General features: G+C 48.9%; 20 protein-coding genes and 1 pseudogene. 2 read left to right on the forward strand and 19 right to left on the reverse strand.

Features of this window, described 5'->3' with window-relative positions:
- Positions 1 to 108: 108 nt before the first annotated feature.
- From MKX75_RS23325 to modA, 16 genes and pseudogenes are all read right to left on the reverse strand, one after another.
- Positions 109 to 825 carry a glycosyltransferase gene (locus tag MKX75_RS23325; RefSeq protein ID WP_339167022.1) on the reverse strand — a complete coding sequence of 239 codons (717 nt, stop codon included), beginning with the start codon at positions 823 to 825 and terminating at the stop codon, positions 109 to 111.
- Positions 822 to 1,763 (reverse strand): NAD-dependent epimerase/dehydratase family protein, encoded by a 942-nt coding sequence (locus MKX75_RS23330; protein WP_339167023.1) that lies wholly within the window; start codon positions 1,761 to 1,763, stop codon positions 822 to 824. Before MKX75_RS23330 ends, MKX75_RS23325 begins: the two co-directional genes overlap by 4 nt.
- Positions 1,745 to 2,572 (reverse strand): SDR family oxidoreductase, encoded by an 828-nt coding sequence (locus MKX75_RS23335; protein ID WP_062837866.1) that lies wholly within the window; start codon positions 2,570 to 2,572, stop codon positions 1,745 to 1,747. The genes MKX75_RS23330 and MKX75_RS23335 overlap by 19 nt, the downstream gene beginning before the upstream one ends.
- Positions 2,569 to 3,555, reverse strand: a complete 987-nt coding sequence (locus tag MKX75_RS23340; RefSeq protein ID WP_062837867.1) for a polysaccharide biosynthesis protein — start codon at positions 3,553 to 3,555, stop codon at positions 2,569 to 2,571. The genes MKX75_RS23335 and MKX75_RS23340 overlap by 4 nt, the downstream gene beginning before the upstream one ends.
- Entirely contained in the window at positions 3,548 to 4,639 is a 1,092-nt protein-coding gene (gene wecB / locus MKX75_RS23345; RefSeq protein ID WP_062838047.1) for a UDP-N-acetylglucosamine 2-epimerase (non-hydrolyzing), read from the reverse strand. Before wecB ends, MKX75_RS23340 begins: the two co-directional genes overlap by 8 nt.
- Before the next feature lie 14 nt (positions 4,640 to 4,653).
- Entirely contained in the window at positions 4,654 to 6,303 is a 1,650-nt protein-coding gene (locus tag MKX75_RS23350; RefSeq protein ID WP_339167024.1) for a glycosyltransferase family 4 protein, read from the reverse strand.
- Positions 6,304 to 6,342: 39 nt separating this feature from the next.
- Positions 6,343 to 7,482 (reverse strand): glycosyltransferase, encoded by a 1,140-nt coding sequence (locus MKX75_RS23355; RefSeq protein ID WP_062837868.1) that lies wholly within the window; start codon positions 7,480 to 7,482, stop codon positions 6,343 to 6,345.
- Between the two features lie 65 nt (positions 7,483 to 7,547).
- Complete coding sequence (locus MKX75_RS23360; RefSeq protein ID WP_062837869.1) at positions 7,548 to 8,642, reverse strand: glycosyltransferase; 1,095 nt, start codon at positions 8,640 to 8,642, stop codon at positions 7,548 to 7,550.
- Between the two features lie 257 nt (positions 8,643 to 8,899).
- Positions 8,900 to 9,241, reverse strand: coding sequence for a hypothetical protein (locus MKX75_RS23365; protein WP_062837870.1), 342 nt, complete (start codon positions 9,239 to 9,241; stop codon positions 8,900 to 8,902).
- A 1-nt stretch (position 9,242) separates the two neighbouring features.
- The gene (locus tag MKX75_RS23370) at positions 9,243 to 9,542 is read right to left on the reverse strand and encodes a hypothetical protein (protein WP_076333119.1); all 300 of its coding nucleotides are present in this window, start codon (positions 9,540 to 9,542) and stop codon (positions 9,243 to 9,245) included.
- On the reverse strand, positions 9,539 to 9,880 hold the full coding sequence (locus MKX75_RS23375) for a hypothetical protein (RefSeq protein WP_017692510.1): 342 nt from the start codon (positions 9,878 to 9,880) through the stop codon (positions 9,539 to 9,541). The genes MKX75_RS23370 and MKX75_RS23375 overlap by 4 nt, the downstream gene beginning before the upstream one ends.
- 23 nt (positions 9,881 to 9,903) lie before the next feature.
- Positions 9,904 to 10,191 (reverse strand): hypothetical protein, encoded by a 288-nt coding sequence (locus tag MKX75_RS23380; protein ID WP_017692509.1) that lies wholly within the window; start codon positions 10,189 to 10,191, stop codon positions 9,904 to 9,906.
- A 121-nt stretch (positions 10,192 to 10,312) separates the two neighbouring features.
- A pseudogene (locus tag MKX75_RS23385) lies at positions 10,313 to 10,753 on the reverse strand (ATP-binding cassette domain-containing protein); the annotation flags it as partial.
- Positions 10,754 to 10,903: 150 nt separating this feature from the next.
- Entirely contained in the window at positions 10,904 to 11,236 is a 333-nt protein-coding gene (locus tag MKX75_RS23390) for a hypothetical protein (RefSeq protein ID WP_264934204.1), read from the reverse strand.
- A gap of 273 nt (positions 11,237 to 11,509) precedes the next feature.
- Positions 11,510 to 12,196: a molybdate ABC transporter permease subunit gene (gene modB, locus MKX75_RS23395; RefSeq protein ID WP_339167029.1), complete on the reverse strand. Its 687-nt coding sequence runs from the start codon at positions 12,194 to 12,196 to the stop codon at positions 11,510 to 11,512.
- Entirely contained in the window at positions 12,193 to 13,065 is an 873-nt protein-coding gene (gene modA / locus MKX75_RS23400) for a molybdate ABC transporter substrate-binding protein (RefSeq protein ID WP_339167031.1), read from the reverse strand. Before modA ends, modB begins: the two co-directional genes overlap by 4 nt.
- A 241-nt stretch (positions 13,066 to 13,306) precedes the next feature.
- Between modA and MKX75_RS23405 the strand changes: the two genes are divergently transcribed.
- Positions 13,307 to 14,338 carry a helix-turn-helix transcriptional regulator gene (locus MKX75_RS23405; protein ID WP_339167032.1) on the forward strand — a complete coding sequence of 344 codons (1,032 nt, stop codon included), beginning with the start codon at positions 13,307 to 13,309 and terminating at the stop codon, positions 14,336 to 14,338.
- Positions 14,339 to 14,493: 155 nt separating this feature from the next.
- On the opposite strand, the gene MKX75_RS23410 is transcribed toward MKX75_RS23405, so the two are convergent.
- Positions 14,494 to 16,566 carry a beta-galactosidase gene (locus MKX75_RS23410; RefSeq protein ID WP_339167034.1) on the reverse strand — a complete coding sequence of 691 codons (2,073 nt, stop codon included), beginning with the start codon at positions 16,564 to 16,566 and terminating at the stop codon, positions 14,494 to 14,496.
- A gap of 175 nt (positions 16,567 to 16,741) precedes the next feature.
- Between MKX75_RS23410 and MKX75_RS23415 the strand changes: the two genes are divergently transcribed.
- Positions 16,742 to 17,599: an AraC family transcriptional regulator gene (locus tag MKX75_RS23415; protein ID WP_339167036.1), complete on the forward strand. Its 858-nt coding sequence runs from the start codon at positions 16,742 to 16,744 to the stop codon at positions 17,597 to 17,599.
- An 80-nt stretch (positions 17,600 to 17,679) separates the two neighbouring features.
- Here the strand turns inward: MKX75_RS23415 and MKX75_RS23420 are convergent, their stop codons facing one another.
- Positions 17,680 to 17,913, reverse strand: a complete 234-nt coding sequence (locus MKX75_RS23420; RefSeq protein WP_076333123.1) for a helix-turn-helix transcriptional regulator — start codon at positions 17,911 to 17,913, stop codon at positions 17,680 to 17,682.
- A 9-nt stretch (positions 17,914 to 17,922) separates the two neighbouring features.
- Entirely contained in the window at positions 17,923 to 18,399 is a 477-nt protein-coding gene (locus tag MKX75_RS23425) for a DUF2975 domain-containing protein (protein WP_145151513.1), read from the reverse strand.
- Positions 18,400 to 18,595 lie beyond the last annotated feature (196 nt).

Below are 18,595 nucleotides of genomic sequence, written 5' to 3' on the forward strand. Positions count from 1 at the left end.
ATTTCAATCATTAATCGACTTTCTCACCTTCACTATCTTTGGCAAAATTGCTACGCAAAGAGGGCGTTAATCAGCCACCTTGTGACCTTCATAACCGCCCTCCCTACGCTACCCGCCAAGCGCCGCTATACGCTGCAATAACGGTTCGCGATATCTGGACCATACCATGGATGCCTCTCTGCCGATGACATCCGCATGACGAACCGATCCCATTCCTCCATGCCAACGATATGCGGTATGTGGCTCGTTCAGATATGGAAAACGATGACCGTTCAGAAGAATACGCAGCCAGAGATCCAAATCATGCGTATAAGGCAACAACTCATCAAACAACCCCACCCCACTGAACAGATCCTTGCGAATCATGACGGTACAGCCATTCACCGGATTGCCATTAACGAACAATCGCAACCAATCCAGATCAGCCATCGGTGCAGGTCCTGCGTTCAGCTTGGTCGCGGCAGAATGTTCATTAATATAATGAAAGTTTGTATGCGAGACAAGCACATTCTCGCGTTGCATAAACGCAAGCTGATGCCGAATTTTATCAGGGTACAGACAATCATCCGAACTAAGCCAAACCACATATTCACCTGAGGCATGGCGGATGCCATGATTAAGTGCCGAAGCGGTACCACCATTGCTTTTGCCAAGTACATTTATATACGGAAGATAAGGCTGAAGCAGCTCCGCATGCCGGGTAGAGCCATCGTTCACAACAATGATCTCCACATCATGATACGTCTGGTTCAGCGCACTCTGAATTGCCTGTGGCACGTAAGGGCAGTTATAGAAAGGAATGACAATGGACACTCTTGGACTCAATTTGTCGTCCTCCCTTGCTGGGCACGAACATCACTCAGAATATCCTGTAGCGATGTGGCAAATGGAATCAGCGGCTGCCAGCCAAGCTTGCGCAGCATGGATAATTCCTCCTGTTTACCCGCTCCATCCGGACCGGAAGATGCGCCATCCCAGCGAACAGGCACTTCTGCTTCTGTCATGGACAACAGCAGATCTGCAATTTCACCTAGACTACGCTCGACTCCGGACACCACTGGATATACCGTACCGCTAGCCCCCTGTACCAGGAGGGTCGCATATGCTCTGACCGCATCTCGCACATCCAGAAAGTCACGGGTGCTGTCCCGTCCGGACAGACGGAATGCCTCGGTTTTGCCCGCCTGCTCACACGCAACAACATGGCGCGCAAGCAGTGAACAGATACCTGTCGAAGGACCGGCACCGATCAGATTGCCCGGCTCCGCCAGCATGATCTGCTGTCCGAAGAGCGACATCCAAGACAAAGACACCATCTCTTCAAGTGCTTTGCTAAGGCTGTACGGGTGCGGAGGCTGGGGAATCCGGCCGGGTTCCGGCGTATATTTTAACCTTGATCCCACAATAACGGTTCGTGCTGCCGGACAACTGCGAAGCGCATCCAGTAAATACAGCACAGCCATTACATTGGTCTCCAGGACCAGTAGCGGATCTGCCCACGAATCGGGCACGGAATTTTTGCCGGCGAGATGCAGTACATAGTCTGGCTGCACCTCGTCGATTAGGTGACGTACTTGCTGTTTATCATTTAGATCACAGACATGGACTTCGGCGCCTTTACCGAATGAATACACATCCGGTCTCCGGACTACCGCTGCAACCACTGCACCTGCTTCCCGAAAATAAGAAACCGCATGTCGCCCGGTAAATCCCGAGGCGCCTGTGATCAGTACTTTCTTGCCTGTCAGCTCTGCTCCATCCATAATGCCAGCTCCTTCAGCATTGTAGAATAATCCGGCAGGTCTGTCTTCACATCCTCACGAGTGGATACCAGCGTACGGTCCTGCACCATGCTGTCATCACGCACAATCGTCACATCCTGCTTATCCCAAGTCTGCTTGAACAGCACAAGCAGGTCATGCTTGCTGACCGGAGCCGGATGAGCCAGATGGATGAGACCACTAACGGATGAAGCCAGATAATGGTCTACCCATTTGGCCAGCTCAAGCGTGGTCACCCCGTTCCAGAACACGCGGGTATACCCGCCGACTTCACCTGTGCTGGACATAAACCATTGCATCAGACCAATGCCACCCTGCCGAATCTCAGGTCCAATGATCGACGTACGAATCGTCAGATGGCCTTCATCCTGAACTTCACCAAGTGCTTTGGTGATGGCGTAAGCAGAAGTCCCATCCGTGACATCATCTTCCCGGTATGCTCCCCTGTCCCCGCTGAACACACAATCTGTGCTGATATGAATCAGGCGTGCACCAATCTCATCCGCAACCCGCCGCAGACGATGCGGCAGGAAACCATTAATATGATATGCGGTGATTTTGTCCTCATCTGCGAAGCTGTTCAACACACCTACAGCATTAATAATCACATCCGGGTGCACCGCTTCTACCAGTCGATCGACCATGAAGCTGTCGTTCACATCCAGGAGCAGACCATTCGGGTCCGTGACATCCCGAGTTGTGTAGAAGACGCTGTGTACACCTTGACGGCGGAAATAGTCGACCAGAATATGGCCGGCCATTCCGTTCCCACCAAGTATCAGCAGTTTCATGACAGAAATCCTCCGCGTTTCAGAATTTCACGAATCTCCTCTTTGGTCATCAGTTGATGTTCGGAACTGAAGCTGTTGAAGGAAACTGGAGGACAATTGTTGTAATGTTCACGCAGTCCCGGGATACCGAGGGTCGGGAGAATGACCAGATATTGCTCATCGTAGACCACAGTAGTCATGCTCTCGAATTCACTCATCAGTATTTCATGAATTTTCTCCCCTGGACGAATACCACGTTCCACAATAGCCACATTCTCCACGCCGGAATCCTCAATCAACACTTCAGCTAGATCCACGATTTTGCATGTTGGCATCGTCATGACAAAAATCTCTCCGCCCATACTCTCCACGGAAGCTTTGAACAGCAGCGTGATCGCGTCCTTGAGGGTAAGAAAGAATCGAGTCATGCTCATGTCCGTGATGGAGACCTGCCCTTTCTGGCGAATCTGATTCTTGAACAGATGCACCACACTGCCGTTTGTTCCCAATACATTCCCGCCCCGCACCGTAACAAACTTGGTGTCGCTGTGCAACAAGTTGGCATATACGATTAATTTCTCCCCGATGGCCTTTGTCATGCCATAGAAGTTGGACGGGTTGGCAGCCTTGTCAGTCGAGATATAGATGACTTTTTCCACCTTGTTCTCAATAGCCGCCTCGATCACATTCTGTGTACCAATCACATTGGTTTTGAGTGCTTCGTACGGCTGGTCTTCACACACCGGAACATGCTTGAGTGCAGCCAGATGAAACACATAGTCCACATGCTGGCAGGCAGCCGTTAAGGCGTCCTTGTCACGAATATCTCCAATCCGGAAATGAAGACGCGGGTCTTCAAAATCACGACTCATGGCCACTTGGCTGGACTCGTTCCGGGAATACACAATAATTTCTTTAGGCTGCTGGGGCAGCAGTTGAGCCACAAGTTCATAACCCCATGATCCCGTACCGCCAGTCACGAGTATACGCTTATTTTCAAACATGCATTTTCCCTCCAAGCAGAAATTTAACCACTTTACTGGATACATCTGTTGCTTTGTAGCCTTGCGGACAGTCCCAATCCGTAGACATCTGCGTCATGACTTTTACACAATCGGCGATGCGTGCCGCATCCAGACCGGAGACCACATTGCTTCCGCAATCCACCGTTTCCGGCCGCTCTGTCGTTCGACGCATGGTCACGGTCGGCACACCCATAATGCAGCACTCCTCCTGCACGGTACCGCTATCCGTAAGTGCACAACGTGCATGACGTTCGAGCATCACAAAGTCGAAGAATCCAAACGGCTCGTGAAACTCCACCAGCGGGTTCATCTCCAGCTGCAGATGCTCGGCAATCCGAATCGCTGTACGCGGATGAATGCTGCAGATCACACGCAACCCGTGTTCCTCTGCAACCTGATTCAGCCCTTTCATAATCTCCAGCAAATGAGGGGCATGATCGACATTCTCGGCACGATGAGCGGTAACCAAAAAATATTGCCCGGACTTCAGCTTCAACTTTTTGAGAATTTTGCTGGAGTTTACCTGTGCGTCATAGTGCTGCATCACTTCATAGATTGGATTGCCCGTGAGCACGATTCTTCTGCTCGGTACCCCTTCGCTAACCAGATGTTTCTTGCTCTGTTCCGTGTAAGGCATATTAATGGTGGAGATGGCATCAATAACCCTGCGATTCTTCTCCTCAGGCACATCCAGATCGAAGCAACGATTGCCTGCTTCCATATGAATAACAGGAACCCCCATGCGCTCAGCCAGCACAGCACACAATGCGCTATTGGTATCACCGAGCAGCAGTAATTTATCGGGTTTCTCCTGCAATATCAGATCTTCCATCTGCGTAAACATCGAGGACAACTGCCGTCCCAGGGAGGCCGCTTCATCCTGGAGAACGTAATCCGGTGCGCGCAGACCCATTTCCTTGAAAAAGAGACCGCTGAGACTTTCCGTGAAGTTCTGTCCCGTGTGTACCAGAATATGTTTGGACGCGTACTGGTCCAGCTTGGAAATGATCAGGCTGAGTCGAATGATCTCAGGTCTCGTACCCAGCACCGTCATGATCTTCATCGTAATCCCTGCCTTCATCTTGTATTGGAACCTTTGCGCCTCACTCGACTACGTCCCGCCTTGGCAGATTTACGTCTGCGACTAGCCGATTTTCCCATATGCGGACGCGGTCCCTTCGTTGTACGGGGTTTCCCCTTACGTTTGCCAGTACCCGAAGCTTGTTTCAAGCCCTCACGGTCTCGGCGAGTATGTGGTGCAAGTGATTTGCGTCGACGTTTCCCCGTTCTGCCACCCTGTTGAATGAGCTTTGCAACGGAGCGAGCCGCTGCACCCGGAGCATCGTGACCCAATGCAATCGGAGGTAATGAGGAAAGCGGCAACGCCTGGATAACGCTCAGTGGGAATAAGAGTGCCCGCACTGTAGCAGGTTCCAGAGCCAGTACTGTGCGTAATCCGCTCTCTCCCCATGTGTACACAGGTCCATTCGGAGGCTGGATGTACGTAAACCATCCGGGAAAACGTAACAACCACTGTGTCACCATCGTATGCAATTTCGTTCGGTAGGTTTCAATCCCGTAGAGCCTTTCCGCTTCTGTCCGATTGCGCCACCCCGTATCCGAGGCCAGATCGGAATCATTCAGCAAGGTTGTCGCTAATGTAACCAGCGCTTCGGTATCTCCCGGCGGGGCCAGAAAGGCATCACTGCCTACGGATTCCATCAATTCCTTCAGTCCACCCTGAGCGAAGGCAATGACCGGTTTGGCAAAGTAGAGCCCCTCCAATGCGGTCATACCAAATCCTTCTTTGACCATGCTCGGAATGACTACAATATCCATGGCGGTATACGCCAGAGATACGTTCTCTTCAAATGTGGTGAAGGTAAATCGGCGCGAATACCCGGATTTCTTCACCCGTGATACACACTCGTCGTAATACTTTTTATCCGATGGTGCGCCGATGATCCAGAAACGACAGCGCGAATGCGTTTCACAGATCTTCAAGGCCATATCTACAAAAGGTTTCAACCCTTTGGCATCATATATAAAGGAAGAAATATAACCGATACAGGTCTGTGATGACTTGAAACCGAGTTCCTTGCGCTTGCGCTCACGCAGATGAACCCAGCGGTCCGGTGCGGGTAGTGCAGGTTCCCAAGTAGGCGAAATGACGGTCAGTTTGTCACCCATGCCAGCTTCATGAAATGGGGCCACCGCTGTCTCGGATATACCGATAATCCAATCTGCATAACGGCCAATCATCTGGATCGCCTCGGTTGTATGTTCATTGGAATGAATGATCTCGGTGATCTTCCAGATGACCGGAATCTGAAGCGATTTCGCCACTACAGCCGGCATTACATTGACGCAGGTGTTCGTTAGCACCAGATCAGGCGCGGTTTCCCGAATCAGGGAGACCGCCTCCTGATACGCTGGTGTATGACGAAGATGCTCCGCATCATCTGCAATGCCCCGGTAAGGTGTGTACACACCGTGAAGCATCGGCAGATTGCATATTTTGACCTGAATGCCGAATCTTCGTGCAAGCCCCGCAAGCTTCCCCTCCTGCGGAACTACGAGCACACAATCAAAGATCGTACCGATCTCCCTCATAAAATGAAGCAGCAGCTTCTCCGCGCCCGTAATGCTGCGGGTGTTGCACACATGGGAAAACAACATCAGCTTTGGTTTCATTGCCATGGCCGCACGGACCCTGTATGCGGACATCCGATACAGGGTACTGTGCACACCTCCTCCCGGCCAAAATTAAGGGAATATGATGGTTAACATTTCATTAATTCTTTTACCGTACGTGTGGTCTTTCAGTGTACGTTCGAGCCCTCGAAGTGCGATCTCGCGACGTTCCTTCTCATGAGTAAGGTAATATTCCACCTTGTCGAGCAACTCCTGCGGGGAGGAATACGTCTCAATCTCCACACCTGGTTTGTAGAAACGGGCAATATCATCCCGTGCATCGGTCAGCTGTAGCGTTGTGGATGCGGCAATTTCAAACGTTCTCGGGTTCGGTGAAGCCGGCGGGATTTTGAGGTGATTGTTATTGACCGAGTCATCTTCGTGGGACCGATGCAGGTTGATGACAATTTTGGTGCCATTGTACACATCGTTGGTCTCCTGCGGACTCATCCAGCGGCCAAGTTCAATCTTCTCGCCATAGGCAGTGTAGTCAGGCAGGCGGTCCCACCAGATGCCGTTAAATACCGTATTGTGTGACATCAGCTGAGCCATGATCGGGTTGAAGAAGTATACCCGGTTCCAGTAGGCGGAGCCGATAAAGCTGACATCTCTTTTTAATGGGGAAGGCGTTGTAATTGGGAAGTAATGATTGGTGAAGGCGGCAAAAGGAAGGTAATGAACCGATGCACAACCGGTTTGGCGGTACAGTTCAACACAGTTCAGTTCCAGCGTGAAGATATGGTCATAATGATGCACGATCTCCAGCGTCATATCTGTATAGTACGGATCATCCGTGAGCCAGATCGCCGTCTGAATGCCTGCTTGGCGAATTGCATCGATATGCTCGATGGGAATATCCATTCCATCCAGCACAAGCACCAGATCAGGACGCGTTTGCAGCGCAATCTCGGAAACCGGTTGACGCGGATCAGAGAGGGTTACCTGAGCTACCATGCCCTGTAGTGTGGCCATAATCGCCTCATCCAGCGGAGAGTATGGAAAGCCTTTACCCGAAGATACATACAGCACGTGAAGCTGCCGGAAAGGCAACGGTTCCTGTGCACAATTCACAATATAGTTGGCGCGACCACGCAGATATCCTTCTTCCTTACCCGCATCATATCCGGCATGTTGCCCATTTTTACGTGCTTGATCTGCCAAGCTGAGTACGGGTGCATGAACCTTTTTGGTTTTACGGTGTTTGAGAGACATACCGCCACTCCTTTATTTTTGGGATAGGGTTCTCGTTACTGCTGTACTTCAGATGGGGACTGGGATTACAAATGTTCCAGCAACTGAGCGATGCGTCGAGTGAACGTGTGCTGGTTCATCGTGGTGAGAAGTCCACGCCAAGCCATCGCCTGTCGTTCTTCTTCATGTTTCAGATAATAGTGGATCTTGTGCTGAAGCTCTGCCGCATTGCTGAACGTCTCGATGTCATAGCCCGGCTGATAATAACGGGGCAGATCTCCGCGTGTATCCGTAATCTGCATCGTGCCGCAGGCACTGATCTCATACGTCCGTGGATTAATGGAGCGGCCTTCCAGATGGTGCGTATTGCGATTGTCTTCTCCGTTCTCGCAAGTCCGGTGAATGTTAATGACAATCTTGGCACCATTGTAATAATCCACGGTCGCTCCGGGGTCAATCCACCCTTCGTGGATGAACCGGCCAAGTACATCAAAGCGTGCCAGCCGGTTCCACTGACTACCCGCGATGAACACCTTTTTGTCTGCGAGAAAAGGGGCCAGCTCATCAAACAACTTAATCCGATTCCAGAACCCTGTACCGATAAAACAAATGTCGTACTGATGCTGCGGTGCCGTGCGCCGCGGTTGAAACATGCCTGGATTCACCGCGAGCGGCATGTAGATGACCTGGCTCGCTCCATGTCCCAGATAGAAGGGCACCGCGGCCTCTTCATGTGTGAACACGACATCATAGTGCTGACAGAGGGTCGCTGTATCTTCGGTGAAATACGGATCATCCACAAACCATACAGCTGTTCGAATACCGAGTGCACGTATGCCGTTCACCTGCTCCAGATGATCTGCGGGGAACACATGTAGACCATTCATGACAAGCACGACATCGGGCCGATGGTGGCTGGCTTCCTGCAACATCGCTGCTGGCGATCCAACAACGCATTCACGTACAGACTGCTGCAGGGCCAAGGTTACACCTTCATCGATGGCATCGAATCCTTGTGGAATATACAGCACCTTCATGTCCCGCAGGGTCGGTTGAAACACCTGGACCCGCTCCATCATGGCCTGACAGCCGCCAAATCTGCGGCCTTCTGCGTATCCGCCGCGGTAAGCCGTCTCCGCTTCGGTCAGCGGACGGTGTCTTCGTTTTGCCACATTCTTCACCCTGTCTTCCTTCAGGAGATCTCACTTCCAGACTCTCCCCGTGATTGGTCTTCCCTCTAAAGGATATGCCTCGGGGTCAGATGCATCATGGACGGGTGTCCTGCAAGGCGCAAAATTGGCGCTTGCCCTCCACATCCGCCTGTACGGGCATGTCCGCTTTTGCGGTTATGCAAATAACCCGGAGGGATCTGTCCCCCCGGGCTATTACATCTGTTATACAAGTATCATTCCATGCAGGAATAATCGTGTCTACTCGGTTACTGTGCTTTGTACGCCAGCTGATGTCCGTCCTCGAATCCCTTGGCGAAACCCGCGTTGAATCCCTCGTTGTACGCCTCGTTGTATCCCTGGCTGTACGCACTGTCCGGGTTCGGATCGGTAGGGGTAGCCGGGACGAATGGTTGTACGGGCTTCGGACTCCGGTGCCGCCGTACCGTACGTTTCTTTTTTTTGAGCCACGCACTGCGTCCTTTAAGTGGGCGTTTGTGAAGCACACGCTTGGCTTTGAGCGCACGCAGTTTGCGGATTTTGCGCAGACGGGCTCCACGGGTTACCAAAGCTCTTTTGGTTCTCAGTCGTACTTTCTTCTTCTTTAACATGTCAACATTCCTCCTGTATGTCCCGAACGATACGAATTACACACCCGGGGTCTTTGAGCCAGGGCAAGCCAGGCTCCCCATGCTGGATTCGAGCCAGCCTGATTCCCGTAACCATACGAGACATCTCTTCCTGATAACGACTCAACAAACGAATGTTCTCGGCCAGACTGCGGGCGGATACTTCCGAATGAGCGGATACGCTGGCTACACTGTCCAGAATGCGCGCCAGCGCCTGCTGACTGTGTGCAATAGATTCAATGAGAGCCAGTTTCGCTTCCTGCTCACGCCGCATCAGACTCATTTTCCCATGTCTCCCAGATCCATGCCGCCAAACATGCCACCGTCCATACCGCCGCCATCTTCGCTATCGTTCTGTACCATCACCGCTTTGAGATTGTTGCACAGTCCGGTTTCCATCCGGGTCAATCCTTCCAGCAATTCCACCAGCTGATCATGCATTTTGAGTGGCTCTCCGACCTGATCCCCATGCGTCAGAAAGGTATCCCCATTCAGATGATTCAGCGTCCAGTTCCGTACCTTCTCGGCCTCAATCGCTTTTGCCTCCAAGATCAGGGCAATGTTCCACTGCATCTTGGCTGCTGCGTCCAGCATCAGAATGAGGCTCTGTTCTCTACTCATGTTCTTTCACCCGCCTTCCGGGCTTATTCTTCCTCTTGAACCGCAATCTCCCGCATGACTTGGGTCAGCGTTTCCGCTACAGCCTCTTCCAGATCTGCAAGGCCTCCCAAGTAAGAGATAATGCTTTTGTTGATTTGCCCAGAGCTATCCAGCAGACCGTCAACGCCATCCAACTCCGGTTCGATATCTGGCAAATGATTGATGATTTCAGACATGCGCACAGCGACTTGGCGTTTGGCATCCAGCACACGTGCGATCTGCTGGTGAGAGTGTGCAATATGTGTGATGATTTCATCGATTTTGCTCTGCATGGTCCTCCTCCTTACCGTCACGGCCTGCTTCACCCAAAGAAAAACCCGGCCTATCAGCATTTGCCTGTTACAGCATATGCCGGGCCGGGATCGTCAGTTACTACAGCTTGCGCCTATATCGTCAGATGACATAACTCCAGTCGGAAGAATATCGACTGAGGAATTGGCGAGTACGTTCCTGTTTCGGACGCACAAATACCTCTTCCGGTGTTCCTTCCTCCACAACAGAGCCTCCATCCATGAAAACAACTCGATTCGCCACCTCACGGGCAAAACCCGTTTCATGGGTAACCACAATCATGGTAATCCCTTCATGAGCAATGGAGCGGATGACAGACAATACCTCCCCCACAAGCTCCGGGTCCAGCGCCGAGGTCGGTTCATCAAACAAAATCACTTCGGGATTCCATGCCAGTGCTCTGGCAATCCCCACCCGTTGCTATTGTCCACCTGACAACATACTCGGATACTCATTAATTTTGGCAGACAGTCCGACTTGTTCAAGCACACGCAAGGCGCGAGTTCTCGCTTCAGCTTTGGGTATTTTCTGGGCAATAATTAAGCTAATAGGACATCCTGATAAGGATATAGGACTTCTCTGTAGTACGCGAAAAAGCCATCCCCAAACCAATTGGTGGATGACTTCTTCTGTATGAATATCATTGAATTATACTATTTTGGCGGTACACCGCTTGATGTTTTACACGACCATCTATCTGCGACTCGCCCATTTAATTTTACGTGCAACTTCCAATCGCTGTAATTGCAAGAGCCCGATCCGTTCCTCAAACTTCTTGCGTTCATCCATGGAATGAGCGGCATGAATCTGGTGGCAAAGACCTGTCAGTTTGCTGTTGATGTAATCAAACCGTGTCCATAATTCCTCTTCAGGTGTGCGCTGCTGCTCCGTCGCCGTCTGAAATATTTTGAGTTGGTGGATAAGGGATTGCTGCCATTCCTGATCTTGAATTTGGATGGCAAAATGCAAAAGATCCAGATAGTCATCGATTTGCAACGATACGCCGCAATCAGGTTTAGTGTTCATCGTCGTCTCTCCTTATTTCAGTACTTGGCTGGAATCAGTTACTTCTATCTTACAGGAACAAGCCCATTGAAAGCGAGTGCTGAACGATTAAATTTTGGAAATATTTTTATTTTTTTATGTTAAAACAGCTTTACATTTCCATTAAGACCAATTTGGCAGGGTATTGATATTGGTACATATGAAATTGGTAATAAAAACCCGCATTAAGGAAAAAAGTTCTTTCCTCAAAACGGGTTTTTCATTATTTTATATATAATATTAACACATATCAAATCAGTCATTTTTTCCATCTCGCTGCTGTCTGGTCATCAGTAACATGAGAAACGAGATGATAATAATGGAAACAGTCCATGCCCAAGCCATGGTCTGATTGCCCGAATCCACAGCGACATAGATTGCCGTGGGTACCGTTTGCGTTTTGCCCGGAATATTGCCTGCAATCATCAGTGTCGCTCCGAATTCGCCGAGTGCCCGGGCAAAGCCCAGGATGAAGGCGGTCATCAATGCTCTGCCTGCGAGCGGCAGGGAAATGTAACGAAAGACCTGCCACTCATTCGCCCCAATTGAACGGCCCGCATCTTCCAGATCACGATCCACACCGCTGAATCCCGATTTCATCGTCTGATACACCAACGGGAAAGCAACCACCACCGAAGCAATCACCGCTGCCCACCAGGAGAATATAACCGGCGCAGAGAATATCGCTTCAATCCATTGTCCAAGTACACTTTTACGTCCCAATATGACAAGTAACAGAAATCCGACCACCGTCGGGGGAAGTACTAAAGGTAGCATAAATGCCGTTTCCAATAGAATCTTTCCCCGAAATGAAGTACGCGACATTTTCCAGGCTACGACGATTCCCAACACAGTAGCAACCACGCTGGATAACAACGCAACCTGAAGCGACAGGCGCACCGGTGACCAGAACACGGACCAGTCTATTACGTTCACATTCATTCTGAAATAGAGAATCCGTATTTCGTAAAGATATCCAGCACTTCAGGGGTTTGCAAGTACGCATAGAATTGTTCGGCCTCTGTACGATGTTTCGTTCCTTCGATAATGCCTACCGGATAGTTGGCAGGTGTGTAGCTGTTTTTGTCCACCTCAAACGCAATTTTCACCTGATCCGAGGTAAGAGCATCCGTTTTATATACAAATCCTGCATCTGCATTACCTGTCTCTACATATTGAAGAACCTGTCTAACGTCTTTACCCTGCACAAGCTTGCTTTCCAGTTCATCCCACAGCTTGGCATTGGTCAGAGCTTCCTTGGCATAGGTTCCCGCTGGCACACTTTCCGGAATTCCAATCGCTACGGTCTTGATGGAATCGCTGGTGAGATCCGTTTCACTGGCCACTGTATTGGTCCCATCTGCTGGCACAATCGCCACCAGTGAATTCTGTAGCAGATTCTTCTGATCGCCCGATGCAATCAGGTTTTCGTCCACCAGCGCATTCATATTTTTCGTTGCCGCCGATACAAAGATATCAGCCGGTGCACCTTGTTCAATCTGCTGTTGCAGGGCACCTGATGCGCCAAAGTTGAAATTCAGTTCTATATTGGGATTCGCTGTTTCAAAATTCGTTTCTATTTCCTTCATGGCATCCGTAAGACTGGCCGCCGCAGAGATCGTCAGATCTACCGTTTCCTGCGGATCAGTAACGCCTGCTGATGAACTTTCGCCTGATGCTGCTGGCGTCGAAGTTGTTTGTTCTGCACCCGTGGATGTATCCGTAGTGCCCGTGCTTGCGCCACAACCAGCCAATACAAGAGCCAGTCCCAGTGACATACTTCCTAATACATATCCGATTCTCTTTCTCATACACTTCTCCCCCAATGTTATGTTTAGTTATAACTAGATATAATTAATTATATCTAATTATACACAAGACAAGGAAAATGGGAAGGTGATTTCAATCACATTTGAATTTTGATACCTGTCCTATAGATTTATTACATATTCTCACGTTTATGGCTTCCCTCAATTAATGGTATAGTACAAGAAACATTCCATTACGATAAAAGCATAGTTGCTCTATACCTTTGAAGGAGGATCTTCACTTATGACGGAGGAGCAATCCTACACAACCGAAGAAATATCCAAGCTGCTCAAAATATCGAAACTGACGGTCTATGACCTAATCAAAAAGGGAGACCTCGTCGCATACCGTGTGGGTAAACAAATGCGAATTGATGCAACTGATCTGGAGGCATATAAACGTCGCTCCAAGCAACTTCAATCCCCAGGTCAACGCATCCCGACTCCAGATCAGACCTCGGCAACAGGGACTCAGCTAGGTCTTAGTGATTCTCTGGGAGCTTCAATATCGTCAGCAAACTCCGCCGGTTCTGCGCCAGCGATATCTGGTCATGGTCTGACAGGTACGCCACGGCATCTGGTGATCACAGGTCAGGATGTCAGTCTGGACATCCTGATGCGCCACATGGAGAAACATACTCGGGACATTCGCCCGCTACGTTCGTTCATGGGCAGCCTGGATGGACTTATCTCGATGTATCGCGGTGAGTCTGATCTGGTCAGTACCCATCTGCTAGACGGAGATACAGGTGAATATAATCTGCCGTATATTCGTAAAATTCTGACGGGACGATCTTATGTTGTGGTGAACCTGCTGTCACGTCCTGCCGGACTGTATGTACAGCGTGGCAACCCGCAGAACTTGCAGAATTGGACCGACCTGAGCAAGCCTGAACTTCGTCTGGCTAACCGGGAGAAAGGTTCTGGCGCGAGAGTACTGCTGGATGAGCAACTTCGGCTACATGGAATTCCATCCACAGGTCTGATCGGATATGAAATGGAAGAAACCAGTCACATGGGCGTGGCTGCCAAAGTCAGTTCAGGTGAAGCTGATGTTGGAGTTGGCATTGAGAAGGCTGCGCGACTTGTGGGACAGGTTGATTTTATCCCGCTCACTCAGGAGCGCTATGATCTGGTCATGTTGAAGAAGCAAGGTAATGAAGCCTGGATCGAATCGGTCCTGCGAATTCTCCAATCGCCGGAGTTCAGGCAGGAATTGCAATCATTCGAGGGATATGATGTGTCACGTACAGGTGAAATTTTGTACGAAGCATAATTATGTACAATACAGTCCATGACAGAAAAAGGACCGCCCATGCTAAACGCATGTTAAACATCACATCATGCATATACAAAACGCCTTGCAATGGCTGCAAGGCGTTTTTGGTGTTTCTTTCTATATATAACGCATGATATGGATGAATGGATTCCTTATTGCGGCAAATCGATCTCAAAGATGAATACACCATACGCGGACATGTTGATTTCATTCTGCATTGTTGTACCCGATAGTAACTCTTTTGCTTCTTTCTTAAGCTTGATAGCCACTTGTTGATCCGAGTAGTTGAGTAAAAATACATAAGCTTTGTCCTCACCAGAACGGATACCAAGTTCAACCTCAGTCGGTACCTCAACCAGGTCATCCACAGGTGACGATAGCCCTATTTCATCTAGAATAGCATCTACGACCGGTTCATTGTAAGCCGCTCCGTAATACCATACCTGCCCCTGACCTACCGCACGTTTGGTCAATGCAGGGCTACCTGCATAGTATTCAGATGCATACTCGGCCATGACCTGCACCTCGGGATGCTCCACGTGAAGAACTTCGTTAAATCCGGCCGTTGACGTTCCCTCCTGAAGTCGCTCACTCGCCCCACTCCATTCCAGTTTGGCTGCTGGAACGGTTCCTTTGATTAAGGTAAAGTCCTCTACAGTTACACCACACAACTCAGCGACAGCCCCAGGGAACGGTCTCATGTAACAATGCCCCTTAAGATCCTTATATCCGGTGCGAGCACCGAAAAACAGAGTGCCTCCTTGACTGACATAGGCTTGCAGAAGTTCTGCTGTCTCGTCTGTCATGATGGCCGGGTGAGCATAGATGATCACCTTATATTCGGATAGCTCCTCCAGTGTTGTCGTTGGTTGCAGTGTAACCATGTCCGTCGGAATATGACGATACTGAAGCTGCTTATACCAGGAACGTACGCTCTGTTGCTGAAGCGGACCGTGCCACTCGTCCAACTCACCATCCCAGATATTATCGTAGTCCTGCAGGATCGCAACATCAGCTTGATATGTAGTGCCCGCAATAACGCGCCCGATCTTGGCAAACTCTTCACCCACTTGTGCAACCTCGCGTACCCTTCTGTTGGGCTGATTATGGTAATCATTGATGCCATGCCAGTACATCTCGGTTCCGAACGTTGCCGTCCGCCAGCGGAAATATACGAGCAAATCTGTTCCATGAAGAACGGATTGATATGACCATAATCGGATCTGTCCCGGTCTTGGCGTACCCATGCCGATACTATCGACCCAGCCTCCTGGTCCAGACTGCTGTTCCATGACGCAAAAGTTCGGTGACATGTTGCGGACGTTGGACAGTTTCATGCTCCATGCCCGGTCTTTCAATGAATTGTCGTCTGTCCCTGGGAAGATCGTAGCAAACTGCGGATACGAATCATAAGAGAAGAAATCCAATAGCTCCTCTGTCATTTCATGATTATCCAAGTGTCCAAACGTACCGTTCGTTGTGATCCAACGTTCCGGGTCCAGTTCCCGAATGATATCCACTTGGAGCTTGGCAAATGAAATGGTATTAGCTGAGATGAATCTCTTTTCATCTAATGCCAGGTGAGGATTTGGCGATTGGCTGACCATATTTCGGGTAAGGTGAACTTGCTCCCAGTCAGTATAGGTCTGACTCCAGAAAACGGTTCCCCATGCCTGGTTCAGATTCTCCAACGATTCGTAACGATTCTTAAGCCATTCACGGAAGGCGACATGGTCAGCCTCAGCATAGAAAACATCCATATGACAATTGAATTCGTTATCGATCTGCCATCCAATAAGCGCCGGATGATCTTTATAGGTAATCACCATATTGCGCACAATTTTCTCACATTGCTGTCTGTAGATTGGGCTGCTGTAGTTGGTATGGCGTCGCATGCCGTGTTGATACAATACCCCGTCCTTATTCGCGTTTAAGACTTCAGGATATTTCGAGGTTAACCACGCTGGTGGTGTTGCAGTCGGTGTTCCCAAAATAACGCTCAAGCCGTATTGATGTGCCAGATCCAATGCCTTCTGGAAAAAACTAAAATCAAACTGACCTTCTTCCGGTTCAAAGATGGACCATGCAAATTCAGCCATCCGAATAACTGTGATATTCATCTCTTTCATTCTACGGAAATCGTCCTCCCACAACTGTTCCGACCAGTGCTCAGGGTAATAACAGACCCCCATTTTTAATTCATCCAATTGGATTGATTTTGCCACCTTTAATTGCCCCCTTAACCTGCCATATTGCCTCCATTCTATTGGAACCTTCACAGATAATAAATGACAAGATTATGCGACTTATAATAAAATATTGTCATTGCTGAATATTCAAATAACAGTGGGCTGAATCTATTTCAGTTCACTACATAAAAATATTGCGTTTAAATGGAGGATGCACGTGAAAGAACACATCTTTCTCCCCAAACCGGTTTTCCCCAGATATGTATGTTTTCCCGATTTTATTGGAGGGTACAGTGACTTTCCGAAACATCATGTGAATCGGGAATATCGAACCAAAGATATCAACTTGGATCATTGCTATAATCTGCACCTTGTACTTGAAGGTAAAGGATTCCTGGACACAGGAACCGCTTGTTACGAGTTAACACGTGGGCAGGGATTCCTCTATGGTCCCGGTCTTAGACAAACGTACTATTCAGATTCGGATGATCCTTGGAGTATTCGTTGGATTCACTTCTACGGCGTTCGTCTCGAAGAACTGTTAAATGGAAAAGGCGTTGACGAGCCCTGGCTGTTTCAATGTTCCAACTTCCCGGTGGTTACCTCGTTAATGGACAAATTACTGGAGCTAGGAAGAGGCTATCAAGTGGAGGACGAGCACAGTACGGCAGCAACTCTATATGAACTTCTGACCCGATTGCAATCCGCAGCGAGCCAAATCAATGTTTCCTTAAATCACACTTCCGAGCGAATTCGTGAAGCAGGGAATTATATTCGTTCCCATAGTAACGAGCACATTACATTAGACCACGCTGCCGGGATTGCCGGATACAGTACAACATACTTTAGCCGAAAGTTCAGTCAGACGTTTGGCATCTCCTTCCCGGAATTCCTGATGGAATCCAGGCTATTACATGCGAAACAGCTGCTCGCAACAACCAACCTTTCTATTAAACAAATTACACTGGAAACGGGATTTTCACAGTCAAGCTACTTCATCCGATGTTTTAAAACCCAGGAAAATGTAACGCCTATGCAATTTCGAATGATGCACAATCATTCGTTATAGGTACGGTACGTATTTCGTGATCATGCTGACGCAAAAAGAAGACTCTGCATATAACATGCAGAGTCTTCTTCGTTCATTTTTCATAAATGCTCGTTCGTTTCTTCATCCTCATCAGCCTTATATTCTAATATATCTCCAGGCTGACAATCCAGTGCTTTACAGATGGCATCCAGAGTGGATAATCGGATCGCTTTCGCTTTTCCTGTTTTTAATATGGAAATATTAGCGATCGTGATCTCAACTCTCTCAGCAAGTTCGGTGACCGTCATTTTCCGCTTTGCCAACATCACATCAATATTGATTACAATGGCCATATATTCACCTCAGACCACTAGGTCATTTTCTGATTTAATATCAATCGCTTCCTGCAACAATCTTTGGAGCACCGCGGAAAATACGGCAATAACCAATGAAGCAAAAATAGGAACCATTCCCATAAGGATGAGGCCCGGGGCATCATCTTTCTCTGCTACAACATAAACAAATGGCAACATCACAAAATAGAGACTACTGATTACAATAGCACAATATTTTATTGTTTTTAAGGATCTCACTGATATTAGAGAGAACGCTTCATTTTTGTCGATGTAGCTCAACAGACGGAATGCCTGGTACAGTGCAACGATAAACGGAATAACTGACACATACATCATAATCACTATGGGGTATAGTGCACCTGCATAATTCGGATTCACCGGGTTGTTCGCTAACCAAGGTATGCCGAATATACATAAGGCAAGAATGGGAACACCAATAAGCAACACAGCCAATTTTAAAAAGATGGTTGTACCTCGCTTCACAAAAAGCACCTCGCTTGTTTTAAGTGATATGAATTTATCACAGTATTTATTGTTTTACAATAAATTTTTATTGTAAAACAGATTTTATTTATTCTTTTGCCCGTTAAGGAAGGAAGATCAAAAGATCGCATCTCTCTTTGCTTCAGTGATTCTTGGACACAAAAAAAGCCCGATGCTAGCCACTGATGTCGCTAGC

Source organism: Paenibacillus sp. FSL R5-0341 (assembly GCF_037975235.1).
Taxonomy (GTDB): domain Bacteria; phylum Bacillota; class Bacilli; order Paenibacillales; family Paenibacillaceae; genus Paenibacillus; species Paenibacillus amylolyticus_A.